The sequence below is a fragment of the Chromobacterium vaccinii genome (assembly GCF_001855275.1).
GTDB classification, from domain to species: Bacteria; Pseudomonadota; Gammaproteobacteria; order Burkholderiales; family Chromobacteriaceae; genus Chromobacterium; species Chromobacterium vaccinii.
The window spans coordinates 1440594-1457570 of sequence record NZ_CP017707.1; the positions used below are offsets into that span (position 1 = coordinate 1440594).

17 protein-coding genes and 1 riboswitch are annotated in these 16977 nt (G+C 67.1%); of the genes, 8 read left to right on the top strand and 9 right to left on the bottom strand.

Going from position 1 to position 16977, the window contains the following annotated elements:
• Positions 1–73: 73 nt before the first annotated feature.
• A complete protein-coding gene (locus tag BKX93_RS06505; RefSeq protein ID WP_046167155.1) occupies positions 74–1636 on the top strand; it encodes a hypothetical protein in 1563 nt (520 codons plus the stop codon).
• A gap of 71 nt (positions 1637–1707) precedes the next feature.
• On the opposite strand, the gene uvrB is transcribed toward BKX93_RS06505, so the two are convergent.
• Positions 1708–3720, bottom strand: a complete 2013-nt coding sequence (uvrB, locus tag BKX93_RS06510) for an excinuclease ABC subunit UvrB (RefSeq protein ID WP_070979228.1) — start codon at positions 3718–3720, stop codon at positions 1708–1710.
• Between the two features lie 293 nt (positions 3721–4013).
• On the opposite strand from uvrB, the gene BKX93_RS06515 reads away from it, so the two are divergent.
• Positions 4014–4883, top strand: coding sequence for a serine hydrolase (locus BKX93_RS06515; RefSeq protein WP_070979229.1), 870 nt, complete (start codon positions 4014–4016; stop codon positions 4881–4883).
• Between the two features lie 42 nt (positions 4884–4925).
• Here the strand turns inward: BKX93_RS06515 and BKX93_RS06520 are convergent, their stop codons facing one another.
• Complete coding sequence (locus BKX93_RS06520; protein WP_082107107.1) at positions 4926–5864, bottom strand: LysR substrate-binding domain-containing protein; 939 nt, start codon at positions 5862–5864, stop codon at positions 4926–4928.
• Positions 5865–5953: 89 nt separating this feature from the next.
• Between BKX93_RS06520 and BKX93_RS06525 the strand changes: the two genes are divergently transcribed.
• Positions 5954–6451 (top strand): GNAT family N-acetyltransferase, encoded by a 498-nt coding sequence (locus BKX93_RS06525; protein WP_046158278.1) that lies wholly within the window; start codon positions 5954–5956, stop codon positions 6449–6451.
• Between the two features lie 104 nt (positions 6452–6555).
• Here BKX93_RS06525 and BKX93_RS25985 read toward each other — a convergent pair whose 3' ends face one another.
• The gene (locus tag BKX93_RS25985) at positions 6556–6762 is read right to left on the bottom strand and encodes a membrane protein insertion efficiency factor YidD (RefSeq protein WP_083340465.1); all 207 of its coding nucleotides are present in this window, start codon (positions 6760–6762) and stop codon (positions 6556–6558) included.
• 206 nt (positions 6763–6968) lie between these two features.
• Between BKX93_RS25985 and BKX93_RS06530 the strand changes: the two genes are divergently transcribed.
• On the top strand, positions 6969–7514 hold the full coding sequence (locus BKX93_RS06530) for a kinase inhibitor (protein ID WP_046158277.1): 546 nt from the start codon (positions 6969–6971) through the stop codon (positions 7512–7514).
• A gap of 5 nt (positions 7515–7519) precedes the next feature.
• Entirely contained in the window at positions 7520–8320 is an 801-nt protein-coding gene (locus tag BKX93_RS06535) for a helix-turn-helix transcriptional regulator (protein ID WP_070979230.1), read from the top strand.
• A 15-nt stretch (positions 8321–8335) separates the two neighbouring features.
• Here BKX93_RS06535 and BKX93_RS06540 read toward each other — a convergent pair whose 3' ends face one another.
• The gene (locus tag BKX93_RS06540; protein WP_070979231.1) at positions 8336–8740 is read right to left on the bottom strand and encodes a VOC family protein; all 405 of its coding nucleotides are present in this window, start codon (positions 8738–8740) and stop codon (positions 8336–8338) included.
• A gap of 172 nt (positions 8741–8912) precedes the next feature.
• Here BKX93_RS06540 and BKX93_RS06545 point away from each other — a divergent pair, with 172 nt between their 5' ends.
• Positions 8913–9440, top strand: coding sequence for a MarR family winged helix-turn-helix transcriptional regulator (locus tag BKX93_RS06545; protein WP_046158274.1), 528 nt, complete (start codon positions 8913–8915; stop codon positions 9438–9440).
• Here the strand turns inward: BKX93_RS06545 and BKX93_RS06550 are convergent.
• The 5 genes from BKX93_RS06550 to BKX93_RS06570 are packed head-to-tail and all read right to left on the bottom strand — an operon-like array spanning position 9430 to position 14061.
• Complete coding sequence (locus BKX93_RS06550; protein ID WP_070979233.1) at positions 9430–10389, bottom strand: ABC transporter ATP-binding protein; 960 nt, start codon at positions 10387–10389, stop codon at positions 9430–9432. The genes BKX93_RS06545 and BKX93_RS06550 overlap by 11 nt on opposite strands.
• A complete protein-coding gene (locus BKX93_RS06555) occupies positions 10364–11929 on the bottom strand; it encodes an ABC transporter permease (protein ID WP_070979236.1) in 1566 nt (521 codons plus the stop codon). The genes BKX93_RS06550 and BKX93_RS06555 overlap by 26 nt, the downstream gene beginning before the upstream one ends.
• Entirely contained in the window at positions 11926–12480 is a 555-nt protein-coding gene (locus BKX93_RS06560) for a GNAT family N-acetyltransferase (RefSeq protein ID WP_083340466.1), read from the bottom strand. The genes BKX93_RS06555 and BKX93_RS06560 overlap by 4 nt, the downstream gene beginning before the upstream one ends.
• 23 nt (positions 12481–12503) lie before the next feature.
• On the bottom strand, positions 12504–13022 hold the full coding sequence (locus BKX93_RS24600) for a hypothetical protein (RefSeq protein ID WP_145929284.1): 519 nt from the start codon (positions 13020–13022) through the stop codon (positions 12504–12506).
• A gap of 22 nt (positions 13023–13044) precedes the next feature.
• Complete coding sequence (locus BKX93_RS06570; protein WP_070979241.1) at positions 13045–14061, bottom strand: thiamine ABC transporter substrate-binding protein; 1017 nt, start codon at positions 14059–14061, stop codon at positions 13045–13047.
• 50 nt (positions 14062–14111) lie between these two features.
• A riboswitch (TPP riboswitch) is annotated at positions 14112–14206 on the bottom strand.
• Positions 14207–14330: 124 nt separating this feature from the next.
• Between BKX93_RS06570 and BKX93_RS06575 the strand changes: the two genes are divergently transcribed.
• Positions 14331–15776 (top strand): DUF1800 domain-containing protein, encoded by a 1446-nt coding sequence (locus BKX93_RS06575; RefSeq protein ID WP_244887249.1) that lies wholly within the window; start codon positions 14331–14333, stop codon positions 15774–15776.
• A gap of 10 nt (positions 15777–15786) precedes the next feature.
• Positions 15787–16965, top strand: coding sequence for a DUF1501 domain-containing protein (locus tag BKX93_RS06580; RefSeq protein WP_046158270.1), 1179 nt, complete (start codon positions 15787–15789; stop codon positions 16963–16965).
• Positions 16966–16977 lie beyond the last annotated feature (12 nt).

Genomic DNA, 16977 nt, shown 5'->3' on the forward strand with positions numbered 1-16977 from the left:
TCTTGGCAAGATTCTAGCCAGCCCGGCCCGGCGGGGTAAACCGCGCGGTCCGTAACTGCCGTAACCTGAAATAATGACCGCCGACGCCATCCATTTCGAACTCACCCCGCCCTACCGCCATGCCGGCAAACCCGTACGCTTCCAATCGCTGTGGCTGCTGGTCCGGCTTTACTACGCCGCGGCCCACGAAGACGGCATGGTGGCGGTCGCCGCGCTGCGGCAGCGCTTTCCGGCCAGCCGGACGCCGCGCATGCTGGTTTCCCGCGCCTTCGCCGATTTCGCCGCCTGGGGCGTGGAGGCCGGCTGGGGCGCGCCGCGGCGCGAACCCGCCTCCTTGCTCAATCCGGACGGACGCAGCCGCGGCCCTTTCTGGCTGGCCTCTGACGGCATGGCCCGGCTGGAATTTCTGGCGGACGGACTGCCGGCAGACCGCCGGCAGCTGGAACAATTCCTCGGCCTGGAGCCGGCCGCGGCGGAGGCTCCCGATTCGATTTCGCAACTGGAGGCGCTGACCCGCGGCCTGGATTACTGGAGCCAGCTCACCCAGGCGATCCGCGACGAGCGCGACGGCATGGGCAGGCTGGCGGGCCCGCAGGTGGCGGCTTCCTTCCATGCCGCCAGCCTGGCCGCGCACAACGATTTCCAGCAGGCGCTGGCCCTGACCAAGGAAAGCCTGGCCTGGCGCCGCGGCGCGCAGTTCGACGACAGCCGGCTGGCGCTGAAGAAACTGGGCCAGGTGCTGGACGGCCGCCGCTTCGAAACTGCCCAACCCACCTTTGCCGCCATGGCCTGCATCGCCCGCGCCTGGGACCACTACGCGCGCGGCGAGCCAGACGGCGCCGAGGCCTGCCTCGCGCAACTGCGCAATCCGGGAGAGCTGCAGCCGGTCTATCGCTACAACCCCCGCGTGCGCTTCGAATGCCTGAACCTGGGCGCGCTGTTGCACAAGCAGGCGGCCATCTCGGGACAAGCGCCGGAACGCGCCGAAGCGGCGTTGCGGGACCTGGCCGGCGCGCTGGAAGCCGCTTACGAGGCGGACTCCATCGACGCCGCCCAGCACGTTGCGGCCAACCTGGGCTGGTGCTTGTGGCTGTTCTGGAAGCAGGCGCTGGTCGATCCGCAACGCGCGCTGCCGGTCGCGGACATGCAGCGGCTGGCGATACGCTGGCTGGGGCTGTCGGAATGGATTTGCGATCGCTTCGGCGTCGGCAACGGCTCGGCGTGGAACGTCGTCTTCCTGCTGCGCATCGCCCGCGGCGACTGTCAGCGGACCAAGCGCCCGGCTCTGGCGGGCTTCCAGGCCGCGCGGCCATTCCCGCTGCAGGAGATGCGCCTCGCGCTGGCCCTGTCGCCCTGCCCGTTTTCCGCCGCCAAGGGCTACCGCAGCTGGACCGCCGTCGCCGAGCTGACGCTGGACGAGCACGATCAGGGCCGACTGCCGCTGACGCCGCTGCAACTGGCCAATCTGCTGCTGGAAACGCTATGGTTCCAGGCCTGGGAAGGCGGCGTCAGCCGGCAGGCCTGCTCCAGCGCGCTGCGCCTGAAACAGTTGCTGCCGCAACTGCGGCGCGGCGAGCGCAGCTTCTTCCGCGACGAGCTGGCTTTCCTGCCGCAGGAGTTGCTGGAGCCTGCCTGAACGGCCCGCTCGCCAGAAGGACGCAAAAAAACCCCGCGTCGCCGACGCGGGGTTGAATGGACTAAGCCGGCTCACAACTCGCTGAGCCAGGCCTTTTCCTTCAACTGCTTCAATTCGTCGCGGATGCGCGCCGCCCGTTCGAACTCCAGATTGCGCGCGGCCTCCAGCATTTCCTTCTCCAGCCGTTTGATCTCCTTGGACAGAGTCTTCTCATCCATCATCGCCACCTTGGCTTCGTCCACCAGCTTCTTGCGCTCGGCTTCGACGCTGTAGACGCCGTCGATGATGTCCTTGATCTTCTTCTCCACACCGCGGGGGATAATGCCGTGCTCGGCGTTGAACGCCATCTGCTTGGCGCGGCGGCGCTCGGTCTCGTCCATCGCCTTCTTCATCGAATCGGTGATACGGTCGGCGTAGAGCAGCGCACGGCCGTTCAGGTTGCGCGCGGCGCGGCCTATGGTCTGGATCAGGCTGCGCTCGGAGCGCAGGAAGCCTTCCTTGTCCGCGTCCAGGATCGCCACCAGGCTCACCTCGGGAATGTCCAGACCCTCGCGCAGCAGGTTGATGCCGATCAGCACGTCGAACATGCCCAGGCGCAGGTCGCGGATGATCTCCACCCGCTCGACGGTGTCGATGTCGCTGTGCAGATAGCGCACCTTGATGCCGTGCTCGGTGTAGTAGTCGGCCAGTTGCTCGGCCATGCGCTTGGTCAGCGTGGTGACCAGCACCCGCTCGCCGCGCTCCATGCGGTCGCGGATTTCGGACAGCAGATCATCCACCTGGGTCGCCACCGGACGGATCTCGATCTGCGGGTCCACCAGGCCGGTCGGCCTCACCACCTGCTCCACCACCTGGCCGGCGTGGTCCTTCTCGTACACCGCCGGCGTGGCCGAGACGAAGATGGTCTGCGGCATCAGTTGCTCGAACTCGTGGAACTTCAGCGGCCGGTTGTCGGCCGCTGACGGCAGGCGGAAGCCGTATTCCACCAGGTTGGCCTTGCGCGCGGCGTCGCCCTTGTACATCGCGCCCACCTGCGGCACGGTGACGTGGCTCTCGTCGATGAACATCAGCGCGCTCTTGGGCAGGTAGTCGATCAGCGTCGGCGGCGGATCGCCCGGACCGCGGCCGGAAAAATGGCGCGAGTAGTTTTCGATGCCCTTGCAGAAGCCCATCTCGTACAGCATTTCCAGGTCGAAGCGAGTGCGCTGCTCGATGCGCTGCGCCTCCACCAGCTTGCCTTCCTTCTGATACCACTCGATGCGGTGGCGCAGCTCGTCCTTGATCTGCTCGCAGGCGCGCAGCACGGTGTCGCGCGGCGTCACGTAGTGGCTGGACGGGAACACGGTGAAGCGGCCGACGCGCTGTTTCGTCGTGCCGGTCAACGGATCGAACAGCGTCAGCGTTTCAACCTCGTCGTCGAACAGGCTGACGCGCAGCGCGGTGTCGCTGCTTTCCGCCGGGTAGATGTCGATCACGTCGCCGCGCACGCGGAAGGTGCCGCGGCCGAAGTCCAGGTCGTTGCGGCTGTACTGCATGGTGGTCAGGCGGCTGATGATGTCGCGCTGCGGCGTGGCCTCGCCTTCCTTCAGGTGCAGAATCATCTGATGGTAGTCGGACGGGTCGCCGATACCGTAAATCGCCGACACCGTCGCCACGATGATGCAGTCGGGACGTTCCAATATCGACTTGGTCGCCGACAGCCGCATCTGCTCGATGTGTTCGTTGATGCTGGAATCTTTCTCGATGAACAGATCGCGGCTGGGAACGTAGGCTTCCGGCTGGTAGTAGTCGTAGTAGGAGACGAAATATTCCACCGCGTTGTGCGGGAAGAATTCGCGCATCTCGCTGTACAGCTGCGCCGCCAGCGTCTTGTTGTGCGCCATGATGATGGCCGGCCGTCCCGTCTGGGCGATGACGTTGGCCATGGTGTAGGTCTTGCCGGAGCCGGTCACGCCCAGCAGAGTCTGGTAGGACAGGCCGTCGGACAGGCCCTCCACCAGTTTCTCGATGGCGGACGGCTGGTCGCCGGCCGGCGGGAAAGGCTGGTTCAGTTGAAACGGACTGTCGGGAAAAGTGAGCAGCATGGCGGCCCCGGAGCAATGGCGAAAAGGTTGATTTTACGCCCATATCCGCCCGATCTCACCTTCCGTTTCCCCATCCCCGGCAAAGGACCGCCAGGCAAGGAAAAACCGCCGCCGCGCGCTGCTGTGAAAAACCGCAATTTGCCCTACACAGAGCGGAGACATTGTTTAAAATGCAAACAGGACGCAGCGGGCGCCTGCAACAAATGATGCCAACATCTTGACTGATTTTGCCTGCAGATGCCGTGAAAATGCCGTCCGGTTTTCTCCAAAATAAGCGCACAGTGGAGTGACGCATGATCAAGAAAATCGCAAGCCTGCTGGTATCGGCGGCCCTGGCCATGCCGGTGCTGGCGGCTTCGCCCCAAGGCGTGCTGGTAGCCAGTGAAATGTCCGGCTACACCGCCCCCAGGCTCAATTCCCATTCGGTGCTGATCCTCAACGGTCTGACCGGCGAGGCTCTGTATGAAAAGAACGCCCACCAGCGCATGCCCATCGCGTCGATCAGCAAGCTGATGACGGCGATGGTGTTGCTGGATTCGGGCGTGTCGCTGGACCAGCAGGTCACGGTGTCCGACGCCGAGATCGACCGCCTGAAGCACACCACGTCGCGGCTGGCGGTCGGCACCACGCTCAGCCGGCAGGAGATGCTGCTCTTGGCGCTGATGTCGTCGGAAAACCGCGCCGCCGCCACGCTGGCGCGCACCACCTTCACCGGCGGCACCGCCATCTTCGTCGAGCGGATGAACCACAAGGCGCAGAGCCTGGGCATGACCGAAACCGTCTTCCACGATCCTACCGGCCTGGATGTGCGCAACACCTCCACCGCCGCCGATCTGGCCAAGATGGTGCAAGCCGCGCAGAAATACCCGCTGATCCGCGAATTCACCACCACCGAGCGGCACCAGATCGTGTCGGTGCGCAACCGCGTGCTGCAGTACAAGAACAGCAACGCGCTGGTGCGCGAAGGCGACTGGGACATCGCGGTGCAGAAAACCGGCTACATTCAGGAAGCCGGCCGCTGCATGGTGCTGCAGGCCGTCGTCGGCTCGCAGCCGCTGATCTTCGTGCTGCTGGACGCCGGCGCCAGCGCCGCGCGCGTCAACGACGCCAAAAACATCAAGATCTGGCTGGAATCCCATCCCGGCAGCTGGCTGGCGGGTTGATCCGCAGCGATTCCCGACCGGGCCGGCCATGCCGGCCCTTTTTCATGGCCGCAGCGCCCCCGGTCCGCCGGCAACCAGTTGCCGCCACACCCAGTCGTGCGCGGCCGAGCCCGCGTGCCGGCGATGGCGATACAGCTTCAAGCGGTACGGCGGAATGGCGAAGGGCGCGGGATACAGCCGCACGCCGGCCGCCTCGGCCAAGCGCAGCGCCGCGCGCCGGGGCAGCGTCATGATCAGCTCGCCGCCGCCGATGATGAACGGCGCAGCCAGCACCGACGGCAGCTGCAGCGCCACCTCCCGCGCCAGCCCCATCTTTTCCAGCACCAGGTCCACCACGCCGCGCGGCTCGTTCCACGGCGTGACCACCGCGTGCCGCTCCGCCAGATAGCCTTCCAGGCTCAGCCCCTGCCGGATGCGCGGGTGATCGCGGCTGGCGATGGCCACGTACTCTTCCTCCGGCCAATCGAATTCCTCGATGTCCGCCGCCGCCGGCCCGCCCTCTTCCGAATAACCGAGCGCGAAATCGATGCTGCCGGCCAGCAACGCCTCCAGCGGCAGCTTGCGCTCCGCCTGGACCACGCGAAAGCTCAAGCGCGGCGCCATCGACTGCATCCGGTTCAGAAAAGCGGGCAGCACCGCGAAGGCGGTGTAGTCGGTGGCGGACAGCACGAAGCGGCGCTCGCTGCGGGACGGGTCGAAATCCGCGCCCCGGCTCAAGCCATCGGACAGCAGCGCCAACGCCGCCTCCACCACTGGCGCCAGCTGCTCGGCCCTGGGCGTGGGCCGCATCCCCCCGCCCACCCGCACGAACAGCTGGTCGCCCAAAGCCAGGCGCAGCCGCGATAGCGCGTGGCTGCAGGCGGAAGCGCTGATCGCCAGGCTGTCGGCCGCGGCCTGCACCGAGCCGGTGCGGAACAGCGCGTCCAACAGCAACAGCAGGTTGAGATCCAGGCCGCGCAAAGCTGGATGAATATTTTTCATTTTTACCTGAAAACAATGCACTGTTTTCATTCTAACACTTGCTCTAAGATGTTCGAAACCGACATTTCCACCATCTTAGGGAGCCACCCATGCAGATCGCCATCACCCCCGCCCAGCCCAGGGATGCCGCCGAAATCCACCGCTTCATCACCGAGCTCGCCGTTTACGAACGCGCCGAACACGAAGTGAAGGCCGGCGTCGCCGACATCGAGGCCACGCTGTTCGGCCCCGAAGCCAAAGCCCAGGCGCTGATGTGCCGCGTGGACGGCCAGTTGGCCGGCTTCGCCGTGTATTTCTTCAGCTACTCCACCTGGCTGGGCAAGAACGGACTGTATCTGGAAGACCTGTACGTGACGCCGGAACTGCGCGGCGCCGGCGCCGGCAAGGCGCTGCTGCGGCATCTGGCCAGGCTGGCCTGCGACAACGATTGCGGGCGTTTCGAGTGGAGCGTGCTGGACTGGAACCAGCCGGCGATAGATTTCTATGAATCGATCGGCGCCGCGCCGCAGGCCGAGTGGATACGCTATCGGCTGGCGGGGGAAGGACTGCGCCGCTTCGCCTACGGCGAGGACGCGGTCGCAGCCTGATCAGCGCCCGTCCATCTCCCGGCGGCTCCGCCGCCAATCCAGCCAGGAATGCGTCAGGCATTCGCCGGACCGGCACGCGGCCTCGCCCAGGCAGCTGTCCAGGCTCAGGCACTCCGGCCCGCACGGCGGCTCGCAATAACCGGCCGGCCGCCGCCGGCGTTCTGGCCTGAGCAACGCAGCAGGCGCTCGCGCGCGATCCAGCCTCCGCGCCGCAAGCCGTGGCGGCGGATCGCCCGATAGGCCAGGCCGGAATATCCGCTCCGGCTGGTCGCGGCCCGATAAGCGCAGCCGCATCCCTTGCGCGGCGACAATTGCCGCTAATACATCCGGATCAGCCACAGCGCCAATCGTTTCAGCATGTTTCCCTCCTTTATCGCGCCGCGCATCATACCCATTCCCCGCCCGCGCTGCTAAAGTCGTCGCGAGCGCGCCCGCGCCGCAGGCGAGCGTTTCGGCGCAGCCGCGCCGCGCGCCGACGCTTAACATGCTCCCACCATCTAGTCACAGGAGAACCGATATGCGCACCACCCTGCTGATCGCCAGCCTGCTCGCCCTGCCGCTGGCCGCCCAGGCCGACGCCTTCAAGCTGTCCAGCGACAGCATCGCCGACGGCATGCCGCTGAGCCTGAAACAGGTCTACAGCGGCTTCGGCTGCGAGGGCGGCAACGTCTCGCCGCAGCTGTCGTGGAGCGGCGCGCCGGACGGCACCAAGAGCTTCGCGATCACCGCCTACGACCCGGACGCTCCCACCGGCAGCGGCTGGTGGCACTGGACCGTGGCGAACCTGCCGGCCAATGTGCATTCGCTGGCCGAAGGCGCCGGCAGCGTGGGCGGCAAGCTGCCGCCGGGCGCGGTGCAGGGCCGCACCGACTACGGCGAAGCCCGCTTCGGCGGGGCCTGCCCGCCCGAAGGCGACAAACCCCACCGCTACCAGTTCACCGTCTGGGCGCTGAAGACCGACAAGCTGCCAATCGACGCCAACGCCAGTGGCGCGCTGGTGGGCTTCATGCTCAACGCCAACGCGCTGGGCAAGGCGCAGATCACCGCCACCTACGGCCGCTGAGCCCGATGCGCGACATAGCCCACCGCCTGAGCCGCATCGAGGCCGGCGAGATCCGCGCCCGCCTGCCGCAGCATATGCGGCGGGTGCCGGTGTTTGCGCCGGCGCTGTGCCGCGTCCGCCTCGGCGGTAAGCGCATCCGGCTGGGCGAGCGGGAGATGTCGGCCGGATCGGCCCAGCTGGTGCTGATGCCCGCCGGCTGCGAACTGGACATCGCCAACCTGCCGGGGCCAGACGGCTACCTGGCCGACGTGGTCAACCTGCCGCCGGGTCTGCTGGACCGTTTCCGCGACCGCCACGGCCCGCTGCTGCTGCGGCAGCGGCCAGGGCTCGAGCTCTGCCCGACGATGGACGGCGCGCTGCAGTCGGCGTGGAGCCTGCTGATCGACAGCCTGCATGGCGGCGCGGCGCCGGAAATCCGCCAGCATCATGCCGAGGGCGTGTTGCTGGCCCTGGCGCTGGCCGGCCAGGCCGGGCCATTGCTGCGAGAGCAATCCGACAATTTGGCTCAGGCGCTGAAACAGCTGCTGATGCTGGACCCGGCCGCGCCGTGGAGCGTGGACGCGGCGGCGCGCCGGCTCAACCTGGGCGCGTCCACCCTGCGCCGCCGGCTGGCGGAAGAAGGCGCCGGATTCCAGACGATCCTGGAAGAGGTGCGGATGGGCCTGGCCCTGCAGCAGGTGCAAAGCGGCCAGCGGCCCATCGGGGAGATCGCCGAGGCCAGCGGCTACGCGTCGGCATCCCGCTTCGCCGCCCGCTTTCGCCAGCGTTACGGACTCACGCCCAGCGCGCTGCGCAGGACGCTATGAGCGCCCTGTCGCCGCTCAGGCCGTTGCCTGCCTCAGTTCCAGCAGATTGCCCGCCGGATCCCGGACGAACAGCTGCTCCAGCTTGTCCGCCGCCTCGCCGCGCTGGCTGAAGAAGGCGATGCCCTTCTCCTTCAGCTCCGCCGCGGCCCGCTCCAGGCTGGCCACCGTCAGCGCGACATGGTTGCTCACCGGGTCTTGCCCTTCGCCCTGCGCGTACGGCGATACGCCATCCTTGCCCATGATGTGCAGCTGGGTTGCGCCCGGCAAATCGAGGAAGCAGCCGGGCACGCCGGGTATGCGCCGACGCGACGGATCCGCCTCCAGACCGAACAGCTGGCCATAGAAAGCCTGCAGCGCCGCCACCTGATGCTTGGGCACGCTGAAGCCGACATGATGCAAAGCTTGCACTTCGATAGTCATCTCCGTTCCTTTTCCATATGAAGCCGGCTAATGCCGGCTTCCACATAATACGATAAGTATATAGTTAGTTAAACTAATAAAATATGCGAGAACGGAGTTCGACGCGCCGCGCCTTTTCAGCTAGCATCATCGCGGCCCATCACCTAGCCACAACCCAGCCAGGCGAATCCTCATGGACGCACGACACCCGCAAGACGCCAGCGCCGCGATGGCGCCCCATCTGCAACTGATGGCGGACACCGCCGACGCCGACACGCCGCAGGACGCCGCCGCCGCCGGCCTGTTGCTGCTATGGCTGGGCGACGACGTGCTGCTGCGCCTGAACCAACACCTGTCGCCGCTGGGCATTTCGGAAAACAAGCTGCACGTATTGCTGCTGTTCCGCCTGTTCGAAGATGGCCGGCTAGGCGCGGAGCCGCCGACGCCATCCAGCATCGCCGACTACTTCGGCATCACCCGCGCCTCGGCCACCGGCTTGCTGGACTGGCTGGAGAAGCGCCGGCTGATCGCCCGCCACCCCCACCCCGCTGACCGCCGCAGCCTGCAGCTTAGCCTGACCCAGGAAGCCCGCGCGCTGCTGAAGCAGGCGCTGCCCGACTTCTGGCGCGCCTGCGCCGGCCTGACTTCGCACCTGGACGCCCAGGAGCGCCAGCAATTGCTGCGCCTGCTGGCCAAGGTGTGGGGACAGGTCAAGAACTGAGCGAGGGGAAGCGCAGCAGGCGCGATTCGTCGACGCCGACGCCCAGCGTTCCGCCGACGAACAGCGCGTCGCCCAGCCACTCCGCCTCCCGCGCCGACAGCATCAACGCCAGCGGACCCGCCTGGGCTTCCACCCTCAGCCGCAAGCCGTCCGCCAGCGGCGTCAGCTCGACGATGCGCGCCGGCGGCTGATCGTCGCCCAGCAGCAGCGCGCCCGGCGGCACCGCCGCATGCTCCAGCACGTTGTCGAAACCGATGAAGCGCGCCAGCCAGGCATTGGCCGGCGCGGCCAGCAGCTGCCGCGGCGCGGCGCATTGCAGCAGCCTGCCGTCCTTGAACACCGCCACCCGGTCCGCCAGCGCGAACGCCTCGTCGCGGTCGTGGGTGACGATGATGGCCGGGATGCCCGCCTCCCGCAGCAGCTCGCGGAACTCGCGCTGCAGCAGCCGGCGCAGATCGGCGTCCAGGCTGGAGAACGGCTCGTCCAGCAACAACAGCCTGGGGCGCGTGACCAGCGCCCGCGCCAACGCCACCCGCTGTTGCTCGCCGCCGGACAGCGTCCATACCTTGCGCGCTTCGTGCTCGGCCAGGCCTACCCGCGCCAACGTCCCGCGAGCGCGCTTGGCCGCGTCGCGCTTGGACAGGCCCTGTTCTATCAGCCCGAACATCACATTGCCCAGCGCGTCCAGATGCGGAAACAGCGCGAAGTCCTGGAACATCAGCGCGAAACCGCGCCGCTCGGGCGGCACTCGGGCCAGATCCTCGCCGTCGAAGGCCAGCGCGCCGCTGTCCGGCCGCTCCAGGCCGGCGATCATTTTCAGCAGCGTGCTCTTGCCGCAGCCGGACGGCCCCAGCAGGGCCAGCGTCTCGCCGGCGGACAGATCCAGCGACACGTCGTCGGCCACCACGCGCGCGCCGAAGCGCTTATTCAGGTTTCGCAGCGTCAGCACGGCTGTCCTCCTCCGGGCCGGCGCCGCCGGCGGTTTCGATGATCCAGAAAACGATGAGCGCCAGCAGCATCAGCACGCAGGAGAGCTGCATCGCCGCGTCGGCGTTGGCTTCGCCGGGACGCCCCAGCCGCTGGTAGATCAGCGTGGTCAGCGTCAGCCACTCCGGCCGCGACAGGAACAGCGTGACGGCGAACTCGCCGACCGCGGTGGCGGCTGCGAAGGCCAGCCCGCGCCGCATAGCCGGCTGCAACAGCGGCCAGGTGACGCGGCGGAAAGCCCGCCACGGGCCGGCGCCCAGGCCGCGGGCGGCGGCCAGCCAATGCGCTGGCTGGCCGTCCAGCGACGCCAGCGCCGCCTTCGCCACCAGCGGATAAGCCAGCAGCGCGTAGGCGGCCATCAGCAGGCCCAGCGCCCCGCTCCATTGCGGATACAGCAGCAGCAGGCCGAAGGCCACGCACACCGGCGAGGCGACGAAAGGCAGGAAGATGGAGGCGCGCAGCGCCAGGCTGCGGCCGCAGGCCAGCGCATGCGCCAGTCCCAGCGCGCCGGCGGCCAATACGGTCACGCCGGTGAAGCGGGCGCTGTTCCACAAGGCCAAACGCGTATCCTCGTCCCACAACGCCGCCCACTCGGCGCCGGCGGAAAGGCCGCGCCACAGCACCGCCAGCAGCGGCAGGCCGGTGCACAACAGCAGCGCCGACAATGCGGCGGCCAGCGCCAATCGCTCAGCTGGGCGCTCCACCCGCCGCAGCGGCAAGGGCTCCACCTTGGCCGCCATGGCCAGCCGGCGCGCCAAGGCGGCGTAGACGGCGGCGATGCCGCCGCACACCAGCAGCACCAGCAAGGCCAGCGCGCCGGCGTCGGCCAGGTTCAGCTCGTAAGCGACCAGGGTGTAGATCTCCACCTCCAGCGTCGCGTAGCGCTGGCCGCCCAGCACCAGCGCCAGGCCCAGGCCGGAAAAGCAGTACAGGAACACCAGGCATAGGCTGGACAGCAGCCACGGCAGAGCCGCCGGCCACTCCACGCGCCAGAACGCCCGCCAGCGGGTGGCCCCCAGCGTGCGCGCGGCGGCCAGCCGGCTGGCCGGCACCTGGGAAAAGCCGTCGCAGCCGGCGCGCACCACCAGCGGCAGGTTGAAGAACAGATTGCCGTACAGCAGCAGCCACGGCGTGTCCTGCAGATTGACGCCGAACACGCCGCGCGGCCCGAACAGCGCCAGCACGCCCATCGCCGCCACCAGCGTCGGCATCACGAAGGGCAGCATCAGCAGCCGCAGCAGCAGCGCCCGCCCGGCAAAGCGGTAGCGGGCCAGCATCCAGGCCAGCGGCACGCCCAACACCAGGCACAGCAGGCAGCTGGCCGACGCCTGGATCAGCGACCACAGCAGCCGCCAGCGCAGGTAATCATCGGCCAGCAAGGCGGGATTGAACTGCAGGCCGCCTTCGGCCAGCAGCCGGGCCAGCGGCGCGACGGCCAGCAACAAGAGAAAGGACAGCGGGAGTCCGGCCAGGATCAGCCGGGGCACGGCGGACTGCTTCAAACAAAGGCTCCAGGCAACGGCCAATCAGCCGTCAGCACATCTTCGCAACCGTCGTCGTCGCGCACCTGGCCCACCTTGGCGAAGCCAAGCTGGGCGGCCAGCGCCTGCGACGGCAGGTTGCCGGGTTCGATCGACAGCATCAGCTTCGCCACGCCGCCGCTTTCCGCCGCCCAGCCGGCCATCGCCAACAAGGCTTCGCGGGCGTAGCCCTGGCGGCGGAATTCGGGGTAGACCGCATAGCCGAGCTCGACGTCGCCATAGCCGTTCAAATAAGGATGGCCGGGCAACGTGTGGAAGTTGATGTGGCCGACCATGGCCAGATCGTCGCGGCGCAGCAGCGCCCGCACCGACCACGGCGCGTAGGCCGCGTCTTCCGCCATATCGTCCAGCCGCATCGCCATCAACGCCCGCTCCGCCAGCCAGCCGGCGTCCGGCCGGCTGCCCAAGCGCGCGGCGGCGGCGTCGCTGTCGCCGCGCAGGCAGGCCTGCAGGAAGCCCGCGCTCATATGGCGCAGGATCAACCTATCGGATACAACATCCTCAATGAACATGAGCAACTCTTGAAATTATTACTCTAAACACGGGGAACATTGTCATAACACAATCGCGCCTCATCAAGGAACCTATTGTAGACGCTCATCAAATCTGCCGGGATCTCTGCTTGTTGCAACTCAGCCCTAATGTGGTCAAAAAGAAAAGCCACATATGGAAGCGTCCGACTTACGTATGGGATATGTGCAATATTATGCTGATCCAAATGGGCAACAAAACTATCCCGATAGCACTTCACATCCTGCCAAAGATCAACAAACTCCATCTCCGACTCACCTACAGTCCTAAGCATTGCACTCTTGAACTCTGCGACATCATCTACCAGCAAATGCCAATGATGTTCTTCATCTCTGGAACCAAATAATTTGCACCACTCAAGAATACATATATCAAGAGCATTCCCATTAGCAGTCACCCAAAACTGACTTCGCCTATCAAAAACAGCTTGGCCATCCCGCCATCCCGCTTGGTAATAAGCCAAATTCCTAGCGTAATGACAACAAAGAATTGCCGCACGCCTCAGTCTTGTTTGCCTATTCATATGGGAATGCTCCTATCTCAAATCAAATGCCCGACTTCAGCACCACCCGCGTCCAGCGGCCGACCCAGGCCCGCTGCTTGGCGGCCAGCGTCGCGCTGTCGGGGGTATCGTGCGCGGCAGGCTGCTCGGCGTGCTTGTAGACCGGGTCCAACGGGATGTTGTCCATCGCCGGGTACATCCACATCCGCGTCGGGATGTCCTTCTGCACCGCGTCCGAGCGCAGGAAGGCGATGAACTGCTGGGCGAGCTTGGGCTCCTTTCCGCCCTTGACCAGCGCCGCGCCCTCCACCTGGCGGAACACCGAGCCCGGCAGCAGCAGATTGGCGGTCGGCGCGTCGGCCGGCTTGTCCTTGCTGTAGAACACCTCGGCCGCCGGGCTGGTGGCGTAGCTGACCACGATGGGCCGGCTGCCGCCGTTTTTGGAGAAGTCGGTGTAGTAGGCCTCGGTCCAGCCCTTGCTCACTTTCAGGCCGTTGTCGCGCAGCTTGCCCCACAGCGCGAAGGCCTTGTCTTCGCCCAGCGCGTGGATGGTGGCGGCCAGGAAGGCCAGGCCCGGGCTGGAGGTGGCGGGGTTTTCCACCACCAGCAGGTTCTTGTAGGCGGGCTGCGTCAGGTCGCTCAGGGTCTTGGGCAGCGGCAGCTTGTTCTTGGCGAACCAGGCCTTGTCGTAGTTCAGCGTCACATAGCCGTAGTCGACGGCGGCCGCGCCCGGCAGGCTGACCTTGCCGCCGCGGGCCAACTCCGCCGGCAGCGGCGCGAGCGCGCCAGCCTGCTCGGCCTTGCCGATCAGGCTGTTGTCGAGGCCGAACACCACGTCGGCGATCGGGCTGCCCTTGGTCAGAATCAGCTTGTTGACCATCTCGCCGGCGTCGCCGGCCTTGATGATGGAGACTTTGGCGCCGCTCTGCTTCTCGAATGCGGCGAGCAGCGGCTTGTCGACGCTGAACGAACTGTGCGCGAGCACGCGCAATTCGGCCGCCTGGACGGACAGGCCGGCCAGGCTCAAAGCGACGACGACGAGTTTGGGGAACAGCTTCATGGACAATCTCCGCGCGGTACGGCCACGGAGCAAGCAGGCAAGGCGGACGAGGTTCCGCTTCATCACGCTCCCTCCGCTGGCATGATCCAGATCAGGTTCTCAGGGTGTCTCTCAGCCCGCATGGCGGGCACCCCCGGTGACAGGGCGACAGTATAGCCCAGATGCGCAAACAACTTAACACTCTGGCCGGTCCGCTTAATACCGGAGCGAAGAGTGGCAACTATGCTCACAATCAATCGCTTATGCTAACGGCCTGCCGCGGTGAACCCATGATCAAAAGAATACTGCTCGCCTCCGCCCTGCTCGGCCTGCCCTTGATGGCGCTGGCCGGCATCGGCGCGGACGGCGCCCGCCACCTGCTGACACGCGCCGGCTTCGGCGCCAGCCCCGCGCAGATCGAAGCCTTCGCGCCGCTCAGCCGCGAGGCGGCGGTGGACAAGATACTGGCCGGCGCGCGCACCCAGGCGGCCACGCCGCCGCCGGGCTGGGCCAACGAACCGTTCGAGCGTCCCGGCCAACCCGGCCTCACCGAGGAACAGAAAAAAGCGCTGCAGCAGGAGCGCAACCAGCACGTGGTCGAATTGCGCAGCTGGTGGCTGGCCGAGATGCGCGACACGCCGTCGCCGCTGACCGAGAAGATGACCCTGTTCTGGCACAACCATTTCGTGTCGGCGCTGGACAAGGTGCGCTCGCCGCAGATGATGTACCAGCAGAACCTGCTGCTGCGCCACTACGCGCTGGGCGACTTCGGCCAGCTCTTGCATGCCGTGGCGCGCGACCCGGCGATGATGCGCTATCTGGACACCGCCAATAACCGCAAGGACCAGCCCAATGAGAACTTCGCCCGCGAGGTGATGGAACTGTTCACGCTGGGGGAAGGCCACTACAGCGAGCAGGACATCCGCGAGGCCGCGCGCGCCTTCACCGGCTGGGGCCTGGACCGCGACGACCAGTTCATCGTCCGCCCGCGGCTGCGCGACACCGGCGAGAAAGTCATCTTCGGCCAGCGCGGCAACTTCGACGGCGACGACGTGATCGACCTGCTGCTGCAACAACCCAGCACAGCGGTGTTCGTCACCAACAAGCTATGGCGCAACTTCGTATCGCCCACGCCCGACGCCGCCACGGTCAACAGGCTGGCCGCCGACTTCCGCCGCAGCCATTACCAGTTGAAGCCCTTGATGCGCGCGCTGCTGTTGACGCCGCAGTTCTGGCGCAGCCAGGGCCAATTGGTCAAATCGCCGGTGGAGCTGACCATAGGCACGCTGGTGACCTTCGATCTCAACCCGCCGGACTGGCGGGTCATCGCCGGCCTGAACCGCCAGCTGGGCCAGGACGTGTTCGCCCCGCCCAACGTCAAGGGCTGGCCCGGCGGAGAGGCCTGGATCAACAGTTCCACCCTGCTCACCCGCAAACAATTTCTGGACCGCATCGCCCGCGACGCCGCGCCGGCGCGCGACGCCTACGCCCAGGCCGACGGCAGCCTGAACGAGATGGCCGGCCGCGAGGCGCGCATCAACCGCTTCGTCGCCAAGGGCGTCGCCTCGATGAAGCTGCAACCCGACGAATGGGCCGCCGTCTACGGCGTCCGCACCGCCGGCGACGCCGCGCGGCTGCTGCTGGCCGTGCCGCCGGCCAACCCCTTGCCGCCGAATACCAGCGGCGCCAAGGCCATCGCCCAATTGCTGCTTGACCCGGCCTATCAGGTGGAATGAGGAGCCCGCCATGTTCAAACGACGCGAATTCCTGAAAGCGGCCGGCGCCGGCCTGATGCTGACCGTGCTGCCCAATCTGTCCTGGGCGCTGGCGCCCGCCGGCTACAAGCGCCTGCTGGTGCTGGTGGAGCTGAAGGGCGGCAACGACGGCCTCAACACCGTGGTCCCCTACGGCAGCGCCGACTACTACCGGCTGCGCCCCGGCATCGCCGTCGCCCGCGAGCAGGTGCTGCAGATCAACGGCGACATCGGCCTGCATCCGTCGCTGGCGCCGCTGATGCCGCTGTGGCAGGACAAGCAGCTGGCGCTGCTGCAGGGCGTCGGCTACCCCGACCCCAATCTGTCCCACTTCCGCTCGATCGAGATCTGGGATACGGCGTCGGCCAGCCAGCAATACCTGAGCGAGGGCTGGCTGACCCGGCTGTTCCATGAGCAGCCGACGCCGAAGAACTTCGCCGCCGACGGCGTGGTGCTGTCCAGCCAGGTGCTGGGGCCGCTGGACGGCGGCGCGCGCGCGGTGGTGCTGTCCAATCCGCAAGACTTCGCCCGCCAGGCCAAGCTGGTGGCCGATCAGCAGCCCGGCCACGCCGGCTCGGCGCTGGAGCATATTTTGAAAGTGGAAGGCGACATCCGCCAGGCCGCCGCCAGCCTGGCGCCGCTGCCGCGCACCGCGCCGAGCGAAGCGCCCACCGCCGGCCCCAAGCCCAATGGCGGCTTCGGCGTGGCGGTGCGCACGCTGACCGACACCCTGGCCCGCGGCGTGGACATCGCCGTCGCCCGCATCACGCTCACCGGCTTCGACACCCACGGCAACCAGCAGCCGGCGCAGGCGCGGCTGCTGGCCGAACTGGCCGACGGATTGGCGCAACTGAGAAGCGAGATGACGCGGCTGGGCCGCTGGGACGATACGCTGGTGCTGACATACGCCGAATTCGGCCGCCGCCCGCGCGAAAACGGCAACCGCGGCACCGACCACGGCACCGCCAACGTCCATTTCGCGCTGGGCGGCCGCGTCAACGGCGGCCTATACGGCCAAACGCCGCAGCTGGCCGGCGTCAGCGAGGGCAATCTGCCGCACGCGATAGACTTCCGCCAGGTTTACGCCACGGCGATAGACGGCTGGTGGGGCAAGGACAGCCATAACGTGCTGGGCGGACGCTTCGCGCCGCTGCCGCTGCTGCGCGCTTGACGCTACAGGGCC